We start from the raw sequence: 17,702 nt of genomic DNA, 5'->3' as shown, positions 1-17,702 counted from the left end.
ACCGCACCAGGAAGGATCTTCACCAGCAATGGCCGACGAGAACACCCCAGTCACGCCTGAAGGCGACGGCGTCATCGCCCAGCGTCTCGAGCCCGTCGGGCTCGAGACGGAGATGCAGCGCTCCTACCTCGACTACGCGATGTCCGTCATCGTCTCGCGAGCGCTGCCCGACGTCCGGGACGGTCTCAAGCCCGTCCACCGCCGCGTGCTGTACGCGATGTACGACGGCGGCTACCGCCCCGAGCGCGGCTTCTACAAGTGCGCCCGTGTCGTCGGCGACGTCATGGGCAACTACCACCCGCACGGCGACTCCTCGATCTACGACGCCCTGGTCCGCCTGGCGCAGCCGTGGTCGATGCGGATGCCGCTGGTGGACTCCAACGGCAACTTCGGCTCCCCGGGCAACGACCCGGCCGCGGCGATGCGCTACACCGAGTGCAAGATGGCGCCGCTGTCGATGGAGATGGTCCGCGACATCGACGAGGACACCGTCGACTTCACGGACAACTACGACGGCCGCTCCCAGGAGCCGACCGTCCTGCCGTCCCGCTTCCCGAACCTGCTGATCAACGGCTCGGCCGGCATCGCGGTCGGCATGGCGACCAACATCCCGCCGCACAACCTGCGCGAGGTCGCCGCCGGCGCCCAGTGGTACCTGGAGAACCCCGAGGCCTCGCACGAGCAGCTCCTCGACGCGCTCATCGAGCGCATCAAGGGCCCCGACTTCCCGACCGGCGCGCTCGTCGTGGGCCGCAGGGGCATCGAGGAGGCCTACCGCACCGGCCGCGGCTCGATCACCATGCGCGCGGTGGTCGAGGTCGAGGAGATCCAGAACCGCCAGTGCCTGGTGGTCACCGAGCTGCCGTACCAGGTCAACCCGGACAACCTGGCGCAGAAGATCGCCGACCTGGTGAAGGACGGCAAGATCGGCGGCATCGCCGACGTCCGTGACGAGACGTCGTCGCGCACCGGCCAGCGCCTGGTCATCGTGCTGAAGCGGGACGCGGTCGCCAAGGTCGTCCTGAACAACCTGTACAAGCACACCGACCTGCAGACGAACTTCGGCGCGAACATGCTCGCGCTGGTCGACGGCGTGCCGCGCACGCTGTCGCTGGACGCGTTCATCCGCCACTGGGTGACGCACCAGATCGAGGTCATCGTCCGCCGGACGAAGTTCCGGCTGCGCAAGGCCGAGGAGCGGGCGCACATCCTGCGCGGTCTGCTCAAGGCGCTGGACGCCATCGACGAGGTCATCGCGCTGATCCGGCGCAGTGACACCGTCGACATCGCCCGGCACGGCCTGATGGACCTCCTGGAGATCGACGAGATCCAGGCCAACGCCATCCTCGAGATGCAGCTGCGGCGACTGGCGGCCCTGGAGCGGCAGAAGATCGTCCAGGAGCACGACGAGCTCCAGGCGAAGATCCGCGAGTACAACGAGATCCTCGCCTCGCCGGTCCGTCAGCGCGGCATCGTCAGCGAGGAGCTGGCCGCGATCGTCGAGAAGTACGGCGACGACCGCAAGACGAAGCTGATCCCCTACGAGGGCGACATGTCCATCGAGGACCTGATCGCCGAAGAGGACATCGTCGTCACGGTCACCCGCGGCGGCTACATCAAGCGGACCAAGACCGACGACTACCGGGCGCAGAAGCGCGGCGGCAAGGGCGTGCGGGGCACGAAGCTGAAGGAAGACGACATCGTCGACCACTTCTTCGTCTCCACCACGCACCACTGGCTGCTGTTCTTCACGAACAAGGGCCGCGTCTACCGCATCAAGGGCTACGAGCTGCCCGAGGCCGGCCGCGACGCGCGCGGCCAGCACGTGGCGAACCTGCTGGCCTTCCAGCCGGACGAGGCGATCGCCGAGATCCTCGCCATCCGCGACTACGAGGCGGTGCCGTACCTGGTGCTGGCCACCAAGTCCGGCCTGGTGAAGAAGACGCCGCTGAAGGACTACGACTCCCCGCGCTCGGGCGGTGTCATCGCCATCAACCTCCGTGAGCGCGAGGAGGGCGGCGACGACGAGCTGATCGGCGCGGAGCTGGTCTCGGCCGACGACGACCTGCTGCTGATCAGCAGGAAGGCGCAGTCGATCAGGTTCACCGCCTCGGACGACACGCTGCGTCCGATGGGCCGTGCGACCTCGGGCGTCAAGGGCATGAGTTTCCGCGAGGGAGACGAACTGCTCTCGATGAATGTGGTGCGACCCGGTACGTTCGTGTTCACTGCCACTGACGGTGGGTACGCGAAGCGCACCCGCGTCGACGAGTACCGCGTCCAGGGCCGCGGCGGCCTCGGCATCAAGGCCGCCAAGATCGTGGAGGACCGCGGTTCGCTGGTCGGCGCGCTGGTGGTCGAGGAGACCGACGAGATCCTCGCCATCACACTCTCGGGCGGTGTGATTCGTACGCGAGTCAACGAGATCAGGGAGACGGGCCGTGACACCATGGGCGTCCAACTGATCAACCTGGGCAAGCGCGATGCCGTGGTCGGCATCGCCCGTAACGCCGAGGCGGGACGCGAGGCGGAGGAAGTCGACGGCGACGTGGCCGTGGACGAGACCGCCGAGGATGTCGCGACCACCGGCACGGACGAGGGTGAGGCGCCCTCGGCCGAGTAGCACGAGGAGTGAGCATCGTGAGCGGAGCCACGGGCGCCGGACCGACCGGTACCAGTACGGGAACGGACGGCGGCGGCCGTGGCTCCGCCGCGCATGCCACACCTGCGAACGACCCGCAGACCACCAACCTCCAGGCGATCAAGTCGCCCGCCAAGGGCGCGCCCTCTTCCGACACCCAGGGATCCCAGGGGGGAACCGTGACGGACACCCGTGGTCAGCAGCAGGCCTCGCCGCTGCCCGACGAGCGGCAGGGGCAGCAGAGCGGCGGCCCCTACCACCCGCCGCAGGCCTACCAGCCGGACGCCGTGCGCCGCCCGCGCACCGGAGCCCGCACGACGCCCCGGGTGCGCAAGGCGCGGCTGCGGGTGGCCAAGGCCGACCCGTGGTCGGTGATGAAGGTCAGCTTCCTGCTGTCCATCGCGCTCGGCATCTGCACGGTCGTGGCCGCCGCGGTGCTGTGGATGGTGATGGACGCGATGGGTGTCTTCTCCACGGTCGGCGGCACGATCTCCGAGGCGACCGGCTCCAACGAGTCGAACGGCTTCGACCTGCAGTCCTTCCTGTCGCTCCCCCATGTGCTGATGTTCGCGACGATCATCGCGGTCATCGACGTGGTCCTCGCGACGGCGCTCGCGACCCTCGGCGCGTTCATCTACAACCTCTCCGCGGGCTTCGTCGGCGGCGTCGAGCTGACGCTCGCCGAGGACGAGTGAGCAGGTCGGGGACGACCGATTTTGGGACAGCGCCCCTCGTGCGCTAATCTTCAGGAGTCAGCGCGCGGGACATACACCGCAGAGCGCGGCGGGGCTATAGCTCAGTTGGTTAGAGCGCATCCCTGATAAGGATGAGGCCACAGGTTCAAATCCTGTTAGCCCCACCAGACACGAAGACCCCCGGTCCGGGTAGGATCGGGGGTCTTCTGCATGGCAGGTCACATGGTGTGTCACCTGGGGGGCGTGTGGTCGCGATAGGTGTTCTCTTCGGCTTGCTCACCGCTGTCGTCGTCGCCTTGATCGCCGTGTTGCTGCGGCGGCGCAACGGCGGTACGCGGAACGCCGACGGGTTGCGCATCGAGCAGGACCGCCGGCTCCGGGCCCACAGGGACCGGGTGTCGTTCAACGCCATCACGCTGCACGGCCAGGCGCCGAACATGACCGACCAGTACCGGCGCTGACGCCCCGGAACCGGTGCGGTACCGGCACCGATGTCGTGGATCCGACAGCTGCACCGACCTTCGTAGCGGCACCGGCGTCGTGGATCCGACAGCGGCACCGGCGTCGTGGATCCGTGGGCGCACGCGGCGAGGCCCGGCGGCTCTTGCGAGCGGCCGGGCCGGGTTGCGCGTGCGGTTGTACGCGAATCGCCGTCACGTCAAAGGTGCTGGTAAGAGCACGGCGAGGGCGCCGTGCGCGGCGCTGTCAGCGCTGCAGGGGGATCATCGGGCGCTGCTGGGCGGGGATGGCGGCCCGTTCGGTGGCGTCGGCGCTGTCGCACTGTTCGTCGGTCGCCGTGTCGTCGAGCGGGCGGTGGCGGCAGCTGGGGGACTTGCCGTGGGCCTCGGCGCGGATGCGCTGCTTCATCGTCGGGGGAAGGGACCGGGCGTGGAGCCAGGACCAGGCGGGCAGTGGCGGTGCCGCCGCCTCGGGGGCGGTGGTCGCGTCGTCGCTGCTGCTGTTGCGCGGCGTCTCCGTCTGCGTTACCGCCGCGGCGGCGGTCGTGGTGACGAGTCCGAGCGCCGTGAACAGCGCGAGGAAGGCGGTCACGATGACCGTCCAGAGCTGCTTGACCTGGTTCTGAGCCATGATCCCCTCACTTTCGGGTTGGGCGATTTGCGTACTTTCCTCATGATGTGTATGAGGATCGCGAAGTGGTGGACCGACGCCCGTGGCGCGTCGATGTTCCGATGAACACCACTCGGATGGACGTACGGACTGCTCGGGGCCCGCTGCGAGGCCTCAGGATGCGCCCCACAGAACCGCGTGGTAGCGCGTGATCGAAGAGACGGGACGCGGGGCCGCATCGCCAGGAGCGGGATCCGCTTCCATCGCGCCGCTTCATATGGCCAGTTGGTGCCCCGACGCAGGTCACCGATCGGTATCGGCCGGTGTGTATAGTCGGGCGCCAGAGGTCCCTTACGTCAATGAAAGACGAGGTTGCGCGGTGAAGAAGCTGCTCCTGGTCGCACTGGCCGCCATCGGCGGGCTCCTCGTGTACCGCCAGATTCAGGCGGATCGCGCTGAGCAGGACCTGTGGACGGAGGCGACCGACTCCGTGCCCACGGGTTCCTGACCACCACCCGACACCGAATTCAGCAGACCCCGGCCGCCCGAGCGGTCGGGGTTTTGTGCTGTTGGGGTGCGGGGCGTGAATTGCGCGATACCCCGGATGCCCACGGGGCCGGCGGGGCAGGATGGGCACGGTCCGGTTGCGGAACGGTGAGAGGGCGCGTATGCGAGGGCGTACGGGGGCGGCGCTGCTGGTCCTGGGCATATGGCTGGCGTCGGCTCCACCCGCACAGGCGGCGACCGGCACCCCGGGACCCGGCTCCTACGCCTACGACCCCGACGCCCGCACCGTCGCCGCCGCGCAGGGCACCGGGGAGGCCGCCGCCCTGGCACCGGCGCACAGCTACCGGTCCACGCTGACCGGCAAGGGCCCGGTCTACTTCCGCCTCGACCTGGACGGCACGTCGAACGCGTACGTCTCCGCCACGGCCGTCCCGCCGGCGAACGCCGAGGTCTCCGCCTCCGACGGTCTGAAGGTGTCCGTCCAGGACGCCGACGGGCGCTCCTGCTCCTACGACACCGAACTGTTCGGCGCGTCCCGCAGTCCGCGTCCGCTGACGGCCTGGGGCGCGCGGGAGACGGGCCGTGCCGGCCGGTCGGCGTGCCGCAGCGCCGGGGTCTACTACGTCGTGGTGGAGCGTGCAGGCCGGTCCGCCGTCACGGCGTCCGCGCCGCAGCCGTGGGCGCTGGAGCTGACCGCCGCCACCGAGCCGCCGCTCGCACGCCCCGGCCCCACCAGCGCCCCCGAGGCCTGGGACTCGGCGTCCGCCGCACCTCCGGCGGGCACCCCGGCGAGCCGGCCGGCCGGCGCCGGTTTCGCCACGGCGCCGATCGTCGGCGACGGCGTCTGGCAGAGCGCCGTACACCCCGGGCAGACGCTCTACTACAAGGTGCCCGTGGACTGGGGGCAGCGGCTGTCCGCCACCGCGGAGCTGGGCAGCACCGCCGAGCGGGGCGATTACACCGCCGGCGCCCTGGAACTGGCGCTGTTCAACCCCGTGCGCGGGCCCGTCACCGACGTCGGCGTGGGCTACGACGGCACGCAGAAGTCGGCGGCCCTGCCGCCCGTGCCCCCGGTCGCCTACCGCAACCGGTACGCCGTGCGGGACACGGTCGGCGCGATGCGGTTCGCCGGGTCGTACTACCTGGTGGTGCACCTGGCCACGCGCGTGGCCGACCGGCTCGGTCCGGGAGCGTTGCCGCTGACGCTGCGGGTACGCGTGGACGGGGAGCCGCAGGCCGGGCCGGACTACGCGGGCCAGTCGTCACCGGGGGACCTCTTCCGGGCCACCGGCGGGAACGGGGGAGGCGGCACGTCCGGTGACCCCCTGCTGAGGGGCGTCGCCGTGGGCGGCATCGGCACCGGGACCCTGCTGCTGGCGGTGCTCGGCGGCTGGACGGTGCTGGCGCGGCGCCGGGCCGGTCAGATGCGGGCCAGGGCCCAGAACCCGACGGCGTAGCAGACGAGGGCGAGCAGCAGCAGCGGCACGGCGACCCGCGCGGGCGGCCCGGGGCGCGGGCGGCGCGGGGCCGCGGTGTCCACAGCCCTGTGGGAAACCCGCGGCTCCTGCGTGGCGTACGAGGCGGTGGTGTACGACGCGGTGGCGGGGTCCGGGCGATACCGGACGACGGGCAGGACGTGGGTGGGGGTGTCGACGTCCTGCTCCGGGGAGACGGACTGCTCCCGTGAGACGGGTTGCTCCCGGGACAGGGTCTGATCACTGGCCAAGGCCTGCTGCTGGGAGACCGTCTGCTCCCTCGGCACGGCCTGCTGCTGGGAGGCGGTCTGCTGCCAGGACACGGCCTGCACGGGTTGCGATGGTACGGCGGTGACGTCCCGCGGATCGCCGAGTGGGTGGCCGTCGAGGGGGCCGCTGAGGCGGCCGTCGCCGAGCGGGCCGTGCGGTCCGAACCCCGGGGGCAGTGGGCCGACTTGGTCGAAGATCTCGATCAGTTCGTCGTCGGGGCCCGGCTCCGGCAGGAGTTCGACGGCCGCCGCCAGCGCCTTGCGCGCCCCCGTCGCCGTGCGGAAACGTGCCTGCGGGTCGGGCTGCAGCAGCGCGGCCACGACCTGCCAGAGCGGCTCGGGGACACCTTTGGGCGCGCCGGGAGTGCCGTGGTCGGCGAAGTACTCGACGAGCGCCTTGGCGTCCGGCTTGGCGCCCTCCAGCAAATACAGGGCCACCAGACCGACGGCGAACAGATCGGCCGGGAAGTCCGGCTCGGCGCCCAGCAGTTGCTCGGGCGCGAGGTAACCGGGCGTCCCCACCACGAGGTTCGTCTCCGTCAGCCGCGGCTCGCCCAGCCGCATCGCGATGCCGAAGTCCGACAGGCGCAGCCGGGGGCGTGCGGTGCCGGTGGCTTCCAGCAGGATGTTGGCGGGCTTGACGTCCCGGTGGACGACCCCCTCGGCGTGCACCGCGGCCAGGCCCGACAGCAACTGGTCGAGCAGCGTGCAGACGAAGGCCGGCGGGAGAGGGCCGTAGTCGCCGACGAGATGGACCAGCGAACCGCCCGTGACCAGGTCCATGGTGAACAGGACCTGGTCGTCGTCGGCGGCCCAGCTGGTGGGTGCCAGCACATGCGGGTGGTCGATCCGCAGCGCCTGTTCCCGGACGAACCGCAGCAGCGCGTGCGCGTCGCGCTGCTGGAGCACCTTGGCGGCCGCGTAACGGCGACGACGGTGGTCCCAGACCCGCCATACGGCGCCGACGCCGCCGCGTCCGATCGGGTCGACCAGCTCGTACCGCCCGGCGAAGACCTCACCCATCGCTGCGCGCCGCTCCTCCCCCTCGGGTCACCCCCGTTGCATCCCCCGCCCTCGACCGCCGAACCCCCTCGGCGACCGGCCCTGCGGGTCAGTTCTGGTGGGACTGGTAGTGCGCGACCGCGTCGGAGGTGCGGCCGGCGCCGTAGACCCGGAGGAACTCGGCCAGTTCCGGATGGGTCATGGCGAGGGAGTCCGCAGCCTCGATTATGTCCCCGGCGGCGGCCACGGAACGCAGCAGCGACTGGATCTCGCGGACCACCCGCTTGACCGTCGGCGCGCCCGAAGTGCTGGTCGTCTGCGTGGTGTTGTTGAGCACCGAGCCCCCCTGAGACTTCTTGATCTCCTCCATGCGCTCGGTCGCCTCGGCGGCGCTGACGCTGCCGTCCGCCGCCTGCGCCGCCAGTTCCTGCAGCAGCTGCACCCGCTGGACGACCGCCGGGTTGCCGATCTTCGCCCGCTGGCCGCTCATCAGCTGGGACAGCATCGGCGCCGACAGTCCCAGCACCCCCGCGAGCCGGGCCTGGTTCAGGCCCAGGTCGTCTATGAGCCTGCGGAAGAGTGCCCCCAACGGCTCCCCGTACCAGTTCCGCTGCAGTTCCCGCGCTCTGGCGGTGGCTTCCTGCTGTGCGGCGTCCATTGCGTCTCCCCATCGCTTCCCCAAAACGGCGGTTCGCTGCCGCGAACCACGCCGAGCATCTTACGGAGCGTGGTCGAGTACGGGGACCCCCAATCTTTTTGCGAGATCCCCGGGTGGACCCGGTACTCTTGTCTGCGGCGCCCACCGGATCGCGGTTCTTCCGGCCGGACGCTTCTCTTGCGGGGCCTTAGCTCAGTTGGTAGAGCGCCGTCTTTGCATGGCGGATGTCAGGGGTTCGACTCCCCTAGGCTCCACCTGAAGGACCCCTCCGACCTGCGGTGACGCGGTCGGAGGGGTCTTCTTTATGGTGACGTACATGCCACCGCGGGACGGGCGACCATGTCGCGCGTCCCGCGGTGTCGTTGTGCTGGGGAGCGGTTCAGCCCTCGTCGTCGCGGCGGGCCGCTTCCTCGGCTTCCTTCGCCTGGACCTCCGGGTCGAGGGCGGCGTCGCCGCTGCCGTCGACCGAGCTCAGACGGCCCGACTCGGGTACCTCGGTCGCGGCGGGCGGCTCGACCAGCCAGTCCGGGTTGGCCTGCTTGTCCCACCACTTCCACGCCGCGAACGCACCGCCCGCGACGGCGCCGGCCACGGCCAGCACCTTCGCGATCCGGCCGGCCCTGGCCCGGCGCCGGTGCTTGCGCACCAGCTTCTGGATCTCCTTGGGCGACACCTGGCCGCGCAGTGCGGCGAGTGCGGCGGCGCCCCGGGCGGCGGCCTCGTCACGGACGGGTCCGGCCGCGGCCACCGCCTGCTCGATCATCGGCCGGGAATAGTCGGCGGCCTGCCGTGCGGCCTTGCGGGTGCGTACGGCGGCCTCCTGGGCCGCCTGGTCCACCCTCGGCGGCACATGGGTCATGGCCTGCACGCGGGCCTGTTCGATACGGGGCGCCACATGGACGCCGTACTGGGCGCGGGCCTGCTCGGCGGCCAGTGTCACCTTGGGCGCGAGCCGTACGCGTGCCTCGTGCGCGTAGTGCGCGGCCCTCTCCTTGGCCGTGTCGGCGTAGGGCGCCACCACTTCCGCGGCGTGCAGCACGCTGTCCTTCGCCGAACCGGTCGCGGCGCGCACGCTGTCGATGCGGGTCACGGGTTCCTCCTCCTCGGTGGCGTACGGTAAATCGACTTTCCACCCTTTTGCGGATCATGCCTGCCCGTGGGCTTTCCGGCATGCGGGGACGCGCATCCGGGTGCCGAAGAACGCGCTCGCGGGCGAATAGCGGACGAAAACGGGTCAACGGGAGCTTGCCGTCGACAATGCCACGGATCGGCCCGGCGCGCTCCCGTCCCGCAGGACTCGGTCGTTTCGCGCCACCGAACCGGGTGGCCGAGAGCCGTGCCTGTCCTCAGGAAGGCGACGCGGGGGGCGGACCGTGCGAGGATCGGGGAGTCACAGAAAGACAACGGAAGGCACATCGTGGCTGAGCAGCTCTACGCCACCCTGAAGACCAACCACGGCGACATCGAGATCCGGCTTTTCAAGGACCAGGCGCCGGCCACGGTCAGGAACTTCGTCGAACTCGCCCAGGGCGAGCGTGAGTGGGTCCACCCGGAGACCGGCCAGAAGAGCAAGGCCAGGCTCTACGACGGGACGATTTTCCACCGGGTGATCAGCGGCTTCATGATCCAGGGCGGCGACCCGCTGGGCAACGGCACCGGTGGCCCGGGCTACCAGTTCGACGACGAGTTCCACCCGGACCTGCGTTTCGACCGGCCCTACCTGCTGGCCATGGCCAACGCCGGCCCGCGCACCAACGGCTCGCAGTTCTTCATCACCGTCGCCCCGACGGCGTGGCTGACCCGCAAGCACACCATCTTCGGTGAGGTCACGGGCCAGGCCGGCCAGAAGGTGGTCGACTCGATCGCCGCCGCGCAGACCAACCCGCGCACCGACCGTCCGCTGCAGGACGTCGTCATCGAGTCGGTCGTCGTGGAGTCCCGCGAGGGCTGAGCGAGGATCCGGCAGGAGGACGCGCCGGACGTCCGACAGCTCCCGAAGGGAACCAATCGCCCTGCTCGTCCGTAAGGATGAGCAGGGCGGTTCCTTTCGTACCCGAGTTGCACCGGACGCGTACCGACGATCGAGGGGATCTCATGGACCAGGCGCCGAGCAGCCCGCAGGACGCGCGCAGCAGCCTGCCCACCTGCTACCGCCACCCCGACCGGCAGACCGGCATCCGCTGCACCCGCTGCGAGCGGCCGATCTGCCCGGAGTGCATGGTGGATGCCTCGGTCGGCTTCCAGTGCCCCGACTGCGTCCGCGGCCCGTCCGGCCGCCAGGGCCGCGCGGCTACGGCCGCGGCCCGCCCGCGCACCCTCGCCGGCGGCACCGTCACCGCGGACCCCCGTCTGATCACCAAGATCCTGATCGGCCTCTGCCTGGCCGCCTTCCTCGTACAGAAGGCCGTCGGTGCCGACTTCGAGGAGCGCTTCTTCCTCCTCGGACAGGCCTATATTCCGTCGCTCGGCGCTGTGCAGGGCGTCGCCGAAGGGCAGTGGTACCGGCTGCTGACCGCGATGTTCCTGCACGGCAGCTATGTCCACATCCTGTTCAACATGCTCAGCCTGTGGTGGATCGGCGGCCCGCTGGAGGCCGCCCTCGGCCGGATCCGCTATCTCGCCCTGTACTTCGTCTCGGGGCTGGCCGGCAGTGCGCTCACCTATCTGCTCGCCGCACCCAACCAGCCGTCCCTCGGCGCCTCCGGAGCGATCTTCGGACTCTTCGGCGCGACGGCGGTGCTGATGCGCCGCCTCAACTACGACATGCGGCCGGTGATCGCGCTGCTCGCGATCAACCTGGTCATCACCTTCGGGGTCAGCGGCATCGCCTGGCAGGCCCACATCGGCGGTCTGGTCGCCGGGGTCCTCGTCGGTTACGCCATGGTGCACGCGCCCCGGGAGCGGCGGGCGCTGGTGCAGTACGGCAGCTGTGCGGTGGTGCTCGCGGTCGTCGTGGTGATGACCCTGTTGAGAACGTCTCAGCTCACCTGAGCGACCGGTTGTCCACAACTGGTGCCCGATCTTGTGCACAGCGCGTCAGAACAGCTGTGCCCCCTGTCACCGACCCGAATTTGCGCAGGTCAGACAGGGGGCGAACAGATGTGCGGCAAGCAGTGTGTCAGTCGTACCGGCGTCAAGCCGCGAGGAGTTATCCACAGATCGTCGTTTCTTTTCCCCAGGCCGGGTGTGGATAAATGCACGACCTGTGGATAACTCAGCGGATAGCCGTGGGCAGAGCTGAGTTCACCGGCCCGTGGCCGGTACTTCCCCTGCTACTTCCACTGCGTGGAGACGCCGAAGCCGGCGGCGATGAAGCCGAATCCGACCACGATGTTCCAGTTGTCCAGGCTGTCGATGGGCAGGGAGCCGTCGGTCACATAGAAGACGACGATCCAGGCCAGACCGATCAGGAACATCGCCAGCATGACCGGTGCGACCCAGCCCCGGGTGCCCAGCTTGATGGTCGCTGCCTGCTTCGCCGGGGGCGGCGTGAAGTCGGCCTTCTTGCGGATACGTGACTTCGGCACGAGGGTCTCTCCTGTCGATGCGCTGCGTGGCCGCGCAGGGAACTGGTCGGGCTCGGGGCAGCGGAACTGGGGACACTGAGTGCTCCCCCGGGCGTCCGTTAGCGTAGTGCTTCCGCGGCGCCGAAGGAGATAAGGGTACGTTGAGCAATTCTGCCGACTCTCCCCAGACGGGATCCAGCCCTGCCCGCGGACCCCGTTTCCGGCCCGCGCGGGTGCTCACGATCGCCGTCTTCGCCCTCGCCGGACTCCTTTTCATCACGAGTTTCAACACGGCCAAGGGCACCAATATCCGGACGGACACCTCCTTGCTGAAGTTGTCCGACCTCATCCAGGAACGCAGCCGCAAGAACAAGGAGCTGGACGACGCCAACGCGACGCTGCGCGGTGAGGTGGAGGCGCTGGCCGAACGCGACGACGGCAGCACCAAGGCGCAGGACGACAAGCTCGCGAGGCTGGAGAAGAGCGCCGGCACCCAGAAGGTCACCGGCAAGGCGATCACCGTCACGCTGAACGACGCCCCGCCGAACGCCACCGCCAAGCTGCCCGGCTATCCCGAGCCGCAGCCGGACTACCTCGTGATCCACCAGCAGGATCTGCAGGCGGTGGTGAACGCCCTGTGGCAGGGCGGCGCCAAGGGCATCAAGGTGATGGACCAGCGGCTGATCTCCACCAGTGCCGTGCGCTGCGTGGGCAACACCCTGATCCTCCAGGGCCGCGTCTACTCGCCGCCGTACAAGATCACCGCGGTCGGGGACCCCGAGAGGCTGCAGAAGGCGCTCGCCGAGTCGCCGGCGATCCAGAACTACATGGTCTACGTGAACGTCTACGGTCTCGGCTGGAAGGTCGCCGAGGACGGGACGGTGACGCTGCCGGGCTACTCGGGCACGGTGGACCTGCACTACGCCAAGCCCGTGGACCGGTAGCCGCACATCTCGTGGCCCACGCCCAGGTTTCACGTGAAACCTGCCACCTCGGGCACGCCTCGCGCACGTACCTCGTGGACGCACGGGATCCGGGGCCGCCGCGCCGTTAGTCTGGTTCCGGTACGGCGTGAGTCTGGTGCCGTGGGGAAACGGAAGGGACGGCATGTACGGCTGGATCTGGCGGCATCTGCCGGGCAACGCGTTGGTGCGGGCGCTGATCTCGATCGTGCTCGTCGTGGCCGTCGTCTATCTGCTGTTCCAGTACGTCTTCCCGTGGGCCGAACCGCTGCTTCCCTTCAACGATGTGACGGTGGACAACCAGTGAGCGCGCGCATTCTCGTCGTCGACAACTACGACAGCTTCGTCTTCAACCTGGTCCAGTACCTCTACCAGCTGGGCGCCGAGTGCGAGGTGCTGCGCAACGACGAGGTGGCGACCTCCCACGCCCAGGACGGCTTCGACGGCGTGCTGCTGTCGCCGGGCCCGGGCAAGCCGGAGGAGGCCGGCGTCTGCATCGAGATGGTCCGGCACTGCGCCGCGACCGGCGTCCCCGTCTTCGGCGTCTGTCTGGGCATGCAGTCGATGCAGGTGGCGTACGGCGGAGTGGTGGACCGGGCGCCCGAGCTGCTGCACGGCAAGACATCGCTGGTCGAGCACGAGGGCAGGGGCGTCTTCGCCGGGCTGCCCTCCCCGTTCACCGCGACCCGCTACCACTCGCTGGCGGCCGAGCCGCCGACCGTGCCGGCCGAACTGGAGGTCACGGCCCGTACCCAGGACGGGATCATCATGGGCCTGCGCCACCGTGAACTGCCCGTCGAGGGTGTGCAGTTCCACCCGGAGTCGGTGCTGACCGAGCACGGGCACCGCATGCTGGCCAACTGGCTTGTGGAGTGCGGCGACCAGGGCGCGGTGGCGAGGTCGGCGGGGCTCGCCCCGGTGGTGGGCAGGGCCACGGCGTGACCGCGCTGCGCCCCGAGCGCAAGGACTCGTACGGCGCCGTGCCGCACGAGCCCTACGGCACGGCGCCGTACGGGACGCAGGACGGGGCGTACGGGGACGGGGTGTACGTCAACGCGGAGTACGGACCGGAGACGTATGCGCCCGAGGGCCATGGGCCCGAGGGGTACGAACCCTATGTGCAGCCCGCCGACGACGAGACCGTGGCGCTGCGGGTGGCGCAGCCACCGGCAAGGGGGCGCGAGCGCGGCCCCACATCCGCCTCTGAGGGCTCATCCGCCTCTGGAGGCACCGGAGTCACACCCGGCGGGCGGGCGGCCCGCAGGAAGGCCGCCAAGCGGCGCCGCGGGGGCCGGCACGGTGCCGCCGCGACCGGGCAGGACGCTCAACAGGACGAGCACAGCCCCGTTCCCCGCTCCCGGGTCGAGGCGCGCCGGCTCGCCCGGGCCCGCAAGCCGGGCCCGGGCGTCATCGCGAGCCGGGTGATCGGGGAGCTGTTCATCACGACCGGCGTGCTGATGCTGCTGTTCGTCACCTACCAGCTGTGGTGGACGAACGTGCGCGCCCATGCGCAGGCCGGCCGGGAGGCGAACAGCCTCCAGCAGGACTGGGCGAACGGCAAACGCAGCCCGGGCGCCTTCGAACCGGGACAGGGCTTCGCCATCCTGCACATCCCCAAGCTGGACGTGGTCGTCCCGATCGCCGAGGGCGTCAGCACCAAGAGGGTGCTCGACAAAGGCATGGTCGGCCACTACGGCGAGGAGCCGCTGAAGACGGCGATGCCGGGCGACAGGACCGGCAACTTCGGACTGGCCGGCCACCGCAACACGCACGGCGAGCCCTTCCGCTACATCAACCGGCTCCAGCCCGGCGACGAGGTCGTCGTCGAGACGCAGGACACCTACTACGTGTACAAGATGACGTCGATGCTGCCGGTGACGTCGCCCAGCAACACCACGGTGCTCGAACCCGTACCGCCGGGCTCGGGCTTCACCACGCCGGGCCGATACATCACCCTCACGACCTGCACGCCGGAGTTCACGAGCAAGTACCGGCTGATCGTCTGGGGCAAGATGGTCGAGGAACGGCCGCGCAGCAAGGGCAAGCCGGATGCGCTCGTCAGTTAGGGCTAGGGACAGTGGCAGCGACCGCAGAGGACACCGGGACGTCGTCCCCTCCACCGGCGCGGCGTCGCCGGGGCACCGGCCGGATCGCCATGGCGGTGAGCGTCTTCGGTGAACTCCTCATCACAGCGGGCCTGGTGCTCGGCCTGTTCGTCGTCTACTCGCTGTGGTGGACCAACGTCGTCGCCGACCGGGCGGCCGGACGGCAGGCGGACAAGGTCCGCGAGCACTGGGCGCAGAAGGACACCGGGCCCGGGGCGCTCGACACCAAGGACGGCATCGGCTTCCTGCACGTGCCCGCGATGAAGAACGGCGAGGTGCTGGTCGAGAAGGGCACCACCACGGACGTCCTCAACGACGGCGTCGCCGGCTACTACACCGACCCGGTCAAGGCGACCCTGCCGACGACCGGCAAGGACGGCAACTTCACCCTGGCCGCGCACCGCGACGGGCACGGCGCGAAGTTCCACAACATCGACAAGCTGAAGCAGGGCGACCCGATCGTCTTCGAGACGAAGGGCAAGTGGTTCGTCTACAAGGTGTACGCCGTCCTTCCCGAGACGTCGAAGTACAACGTCGACGTCCTCGGCCAGGTCCCCAAGGAGTCCGGCAAGGCCAAGCCGGGCCACTACATCACCCTGACGACCTGCACCCCCGTCTACACCTCCCGCTACCGCTATGTCGTCTGGGGCGAACTGGTCCGCGTGGACAAGGTCGACAGCGACCGCACCCCGCCGAAGGAACTGGCCGGCTGACCGCACGTGACAGAGCCCCGGTCCCCTCTCTCCGAGGGGGCCGGGGCTCTCGCCGTGGCAGCGGGCGGTCAGGGCTTCGTGCGGGCTAGCCCGTCACGCCTCCGAAGAACTGTGTGCCGCCACCGTTGTTGCCGCCGTTGTTGCCGCCGCCCATGGTGAACAGGTCGACCGTCTGCCCCTTGTTCACGGTGCTGCCCTGGGGCGGGTTGGAGCCGATGACGATGGCGTTGTCGTCGTTGGAGCCGTTGATGTTGCCGACCTCGAGACCGGCGTCCTTCAGGGCCTTCTTGGCGTCCTTCAGCTTCTGGCTCTGCACCGGCGGGACCTGGGTCTGCTGGTTCTGAGGGGCCTTGCCGACGACGATCTGGACCGTGGAGCCCTTGGTGACCTCCTGGCCCACCCCCGGCGTGGTCGAGATGACCTTGCCGACCTGGTTCGGGTCCTGGGTCTCCTGCTCGGTGCAATTGCCGACGAGGTTGTTGGCCTGCATCTGGGCCTTGGCAGCGTCGCAGGACTGGTTGACGACGTCCGGGACGGTCGCCTTCTCCTCGGGCTTGGCCACCGTGAGGGTGATCGTGGAGCCCTTCTCGACCTCGGCGCCGAGCTCGGGGTCCTGATGGAGGACCTTGCCCGGCTCCTCGGCCGAGATCTCGGTCTTCTTCTCGACCTTGAACTGGTACTGGTCGCCCTCCAGCAGCGCCTTGGCGTCGTCGTAGCTCTTGCCGAGCACGCTGGGCACGGCCACCTTCGGCGCGCCCGTCGACACCACGACGTTGACGGTGGTGTTCTTGTCCACCTCGGTCTTGTAGTCCGGGTCCTGCGAGCAGATGTTGCCCTTGGCCTGGTTCTCGCAGGGCTTCTCGGTGGTGGCCAGCTTCAGGTCCGAGTTCTCGGCGATCTTCTGCGCCTGTGCCTGCGAGAGGCCGACGAACTGCGGCACCGGCACCTGGTCGTTGCCGACGCCCTTGCCGGTGAAGATGTACTTGCCGATCAGGATCGCGCCGACCAGGACCAGGATCGCCGCGACGGCCAGCAGGATCGTGGACGTGTTGGACTTCTTCTGGCGGCGCCGGTCCGGGCGGTCGTCGTAGCCGTAGCCGCCGTCGTCCGGGTGCATCGGCGGCAGCATCGTCGTCGCCCCGCCCGGCCCGTCCGCGCGCAGGGCGGTCGTCGGCTGCTCGTCGGGGTAGCCGCCGTAGGCCACCGAACCCATGGCGGCGGTGGCGGCGACCGGCTGGCCGTCGAGGCAGGCCTCGATGTCGGCGCGCATCTCGTCGGCCGACTGGTACCGGTAGTTCGGGTCCTTGACCAGCGCCTTCAGGACGATCGCGTCCATCTCCGGCGTGATCTCGGGGTCGAAGACCGAGGGGGCCTGCGGCTCTTCCCGTACGTGCTGGTAGGCCACGGCCACGGGGGAGTCACCGACGAACGGCGGCCGTACCGTGAGCAGCTCGTACAGCAGGCAGCCCGTGGAGTACAGGTCCGAGCGGGCGTCGACCTGCTCGCCCTTGGCCTGCTCCGGCGACAGGTACTGCGCGGTGCCGATGACCGCGGCGGTCTGCGTCATCGTCATGCCGGAGTCGCCCATGGCCCGGGCGATGCCGAAGTCCATGACCTTGACCTGGCCGGTGCGCGTCAGCATGACGTTGGCCGGCTTGATGTCGCGGTGCACGATGCCGGCCCGGTGCGAGTACTCCAGGGCCTGGAGGATGCCGATGGTCATCTCCAGGGTCCGCTCCGGCAGCAGCTTGCGGCCGGAGTGGAGCAGCTCACGCAGTGTGGAGCCGTCGACGTACTCCATGACGATGTACGGGATCGAGACCCCGTCGATGTAATCCTCGCCCGTGTCGTAGACCGCGACGATCGCGGGATGGTTGAGCGAGGCGGCCGACTGGGCCTCCCGGCGGAAGCGGGCCTGGAAGGACGGGTCGCGCGCGAGGTCCGCGCGCAGCGTCTTCACCGCCACCGTGCGGCCGAGGCGGGTGTCCTGCGCGAGGTAGACCTCCGCCATGCCACCACGGCCGAGCACCTGGCCCAGCTCGTACCGGCCGCCGAGGCGACGCGGCTCTTCCATAGCTACCTACCAGCCCTCTCCATCGGT

The 17,702-nt window shown here is 69.7% G+C and carries 18 protein-coding genes and 2 tRNA genes; 14 read left to right on the top strand and 6 right to left on the bottom strand.

What is annotated here, in order from left to right:
• Positions 1-28: 28 nt before the first annotated feature.
• From gyrA to AB0J12_RS18275, 4 genes are all read left to right on the top strand, one after another.
• Positions 29-2,623 (top strand): DNA gyrase subunit A, encoded by a 2,595-nt coding sequence (gyrA, locus tag AB0J12_RS18290; protein ID WP_363265314.1) that lies wholly within the window; start codon positions 29-31, stop codon positions 2,621-2,623.
• 17 nt (positions 2,624-2,640) lie between these two features.
• A complete protein-coding gene (locus AB0J12_RS18285; RefSeq protein ID WP_363265313.1) occupies positions 2,641-3,336 on the top strand; it encodes a DUF3566 domain-containing protein in 696 nt (231 codons plus the stop codon).
• A 90-nt stretch (positions 3,337-3,426) separates the two neighbouring features.
• A tRNA-Ile gene (locus AB0J12_RS18280) sits at positions 3,427-3,503 on the top strand.
• A gap of 105 nt (positions 3,504-3,608) precedes the next feature.
• Positions 3,609-3,797, top strand: a complete 189-nt coding sequence (locus AB0J12_RS18275) for a hypothetical protein (RefSeq protein ID WP_363265312.1) — start codon at positions 3,609-3,611, stop codon at positions 3,795-3,797.
• Between the two features lie 244 nt (positions 3,798-4,041).
• Here the strand turns inward: AB0J12_RS18275 and AB0J12_RS18270 are convergent, their stop codons facing one another.
• Complete coding sequence (locus AB0J12_RS18270; RefSeq protein WP_363265311.1) at positions 4,042-4,425, bottom strand: DUF6344 domain-containing protein; 384 nt, start codon at positions 4,423-4,425, stop codon at positions 4,042-4,044.
• A gap of 358 nt (positions 4,426-4,783) precedes the next feature.
• On the opposite strand from AB0J12_RS18270, the gene AB0J12_RS18265 reads away from it, so the two are divergent.
• Both AB0J12_RS18265 and AB0J12_RS18260 read left to right on the top strand, forming a co-directional pair.
• Positions 4,784-4,912, top strand: coding sequence for a DLW-39 family protein (locus AB0J12_RS18265; RefSeq protein ID WP_003999697.1), 129 nt, complete (start codon positions 4,784-4,786; stop codon positions 4,910-4,912).
• A 160-nt stretch (positions 4,913-5,072) separates the two neighbouring features.
• A complete protein-coding gene (locus AB0J12_RS18260) occupies positions 5,073-6,368 on the top strand; it encodes a hypothetical protein (protein ID WP_363265310.1) in 1,296 nt (431 codons plus the stop codon).
• Here AB0J12_RS18260 and AB0J12_RS18255 read toward each other — a convergent pair.
• On the bottom strand, positions 6,332-7,678 hold the full coding sequence (locus tag AB0J12_RS18255) for a protein kinase (RefSeq protein ID WP_363265309.1): 1,347 nt from the start codon (positions 7,676-7,678) through the stop codon (positions 6,332-6,334). The two genes, AB0J12_RS18260 and AB0J12_RS18255, sit on opposite strands and share 37 nt — an antisense overlap.
• Before the next feature lie 88 nt (positions 7,679-7,766).
• Positions 7,767-8,315 carry a DNA-binding protein gene (locus tag AB0J12_RS18250; protein ID WP_363265308.1) on the bottom strand — a complete coding sequence of 183 codons (549 nt, stop codon included), beginning with the start codon at positions 8,313-8,315 and terminating at the stop codon, positions 7,767-7,769.
• Positions 8,316-8,496: 181 nt separating this feature from the next.
• On the opposite strand from AB0J12_RS18250, the gene AB0J12_RS18245 reads away from it, so the two are divergent.
• Positions 8,497-8,569: transfer RNA gene (locus tag AB0J12_RS18245), tRNA-Ala, on the top strand.
• A 125-nt stretch (positions 8,570-8,694) separates the two neighbouring features.
• Here the strand turns inward: AB0J12_RS18245 and AB0J12_RS18240 are convergent.
• A complete protein-coding gene (locus AB0J12_RS18240) occupies positions 8,695-9,405 on the bottom strand; it encodes a DUF5324 family protein (protein WP_363265307.1) in 711 nt (236 codons plus the stop codon).
• 327 nt (positions 9,406-9,732) lie between these two features.
• Between AB0J12_RS18240 and AB0J12_RS18235 the strand changes: the two genes are divergently transcribed.
• Both AB0J12_RS18235 and AB0J12_RS18230 read left to right on the top strand, forming a co-directional pair.
• Positions 9,733-10,266 carry a peptidylprolyl isomerase gene (locus tag AB0J12_RS18235; RefSeq protein WP_363265306.1) on the top strand — a complete coding sequence of 178 codons (534 nt, stop codon included), beginning with the start codon at positions 9,733-9,735 and terminating at the stop codon, positions 10,264-10,266.
• Between the two features lie 143 nt (positions 10,267-10,409).
• On the top strand, positions 10,410-11,306 hold the full coding sequence (locus AB0J12_RS18230; RefSeq protein WP_363265305.1) for a rhomboid family intramembrane serine protease: 897 nt from the start codon (positions 10,410-10,412) through the stop codon (positions 11,304-11,306).
• Between the two features lie 281 nt (positions 11,307-11,587).
• On the opposite strand, the gene crgA is transcribed toward AB0J12_RS18230, so the two are convergent.
• Positions 11,588-11,842, bottom strand: a complete 255-nt coding sequence (gene crgA / locus AB0J12_RS18225; RefSeq protein ID WP_363265304.1) for a cell division protein CrgA — start codon at positions 11,840-11,842, stop codon at positions 11,588-11,590.
• Positions 11,843-11,982: 140 nt separating this feature from the next.
• Between crgA and AB0J12_RS18220 the strand changes: the two genes are divergently transcribed.
• From AB0J12_RS18220 to AB0J12_RS18200, 5 genes are all read left to right on the top strand, one after another.
• Positions 11,983-12,765 carry a DUF881 domain-containing protein gene (locus tag AB0J12_RS18220; RefSeq protein ID WP_363265303.1) on the top strand — a complete coding sequence of 261 codons (783 nt, stop codon included), beginning with the start codon at positions 11,983-11,985 and terminating at the stop codon, positions 12,763-12,765.
• Between the two features lie 163 nt (positions 12,766-12,928).
• Positions 12,929-13,090: a hypothetical protein gene (locus tag AB0J12_RS18215; protein WP_363265302.1), complete on the top strand. Its 162-nt coding sequence runs from the start codon at positions 12,929-12,931 to the stop codon at positions 13,088-13,090.
• Positions 13,087-13,725 carry an aminodeoxychorismate/anthranilate synthase component II gene (locus AB0J12_RS18210; RefSeq protein WP_363265301.1) on the top strand — a complete coding sequence of 213 codons (639 nt, stop codon included), beginning with the start codon at positions 13,087-13,089 and terminating at the stop codon, positions 13,723-13,725. The genes AB0J12_RS18215 and AB0J12_RS18210 overlap by 4 nt, the downstream gene beginning before the upstream one ends.
• Complete coding sequence (locus tag AB0J12_RS18205; RefSeq protein ID WP_363265300.1) at positions 13,722-14,849, top strand: class E sortase; 1,128 nt, start codon at positions 13,722-13,724, stop codon at positions 14,847-14,849. Before AB0J12_RS18210 ends, AB0J12_RS18205 begins: the two co-directional genes overlap by 4 nt.
• Before the next feature lie 11 nt (positions 14,850-14,860).
• Positions 14,861-15,601: a class E sortase gene (locus AB0J12_RS18200; RefSeq protein WP_363265299.1), complete on the top strand. Its 741-nt coding sequence runs from the start codon at positions 14,861-14,863 to the stop codon at positions 15,599-15,601.
• 85 nt (positions 15,602-15,686) lie between these two features.
• Here AB0J12_RS18200 and pknB read toward each other — a convergent pair whose 3' ends face one another.
• Positions 15,687-17,675: a Stk1 family PASTA domain-containing Ser/Thr kinase gene (gene pknB, locus AB0J12_RS18195; RefSeq protein WP_363265298.1), complete on the bottom strand. Its 1,989-nt coding sequence runs from the start codon at positions 17,673-17,675 to the stop codon at positions 15,687-15,689.
• Positions 17,676-17,702 lie beyond the last annotated feature (27 nt).

Source organism: Streptomyces sp. NPDC049915 (assembly GCF_040656475.1).
Taxonomy (GTDB): Bacteria; Actinomycetota; Actinomycetes; order Streptomycetales; family Streptomycetaceae; genus Streptomyces.
The sequence above is the reverse complement of the archived record's forward strand: the minus strand, read 5'-3'. Positions and strand labels throughout refer to the sequence as shown.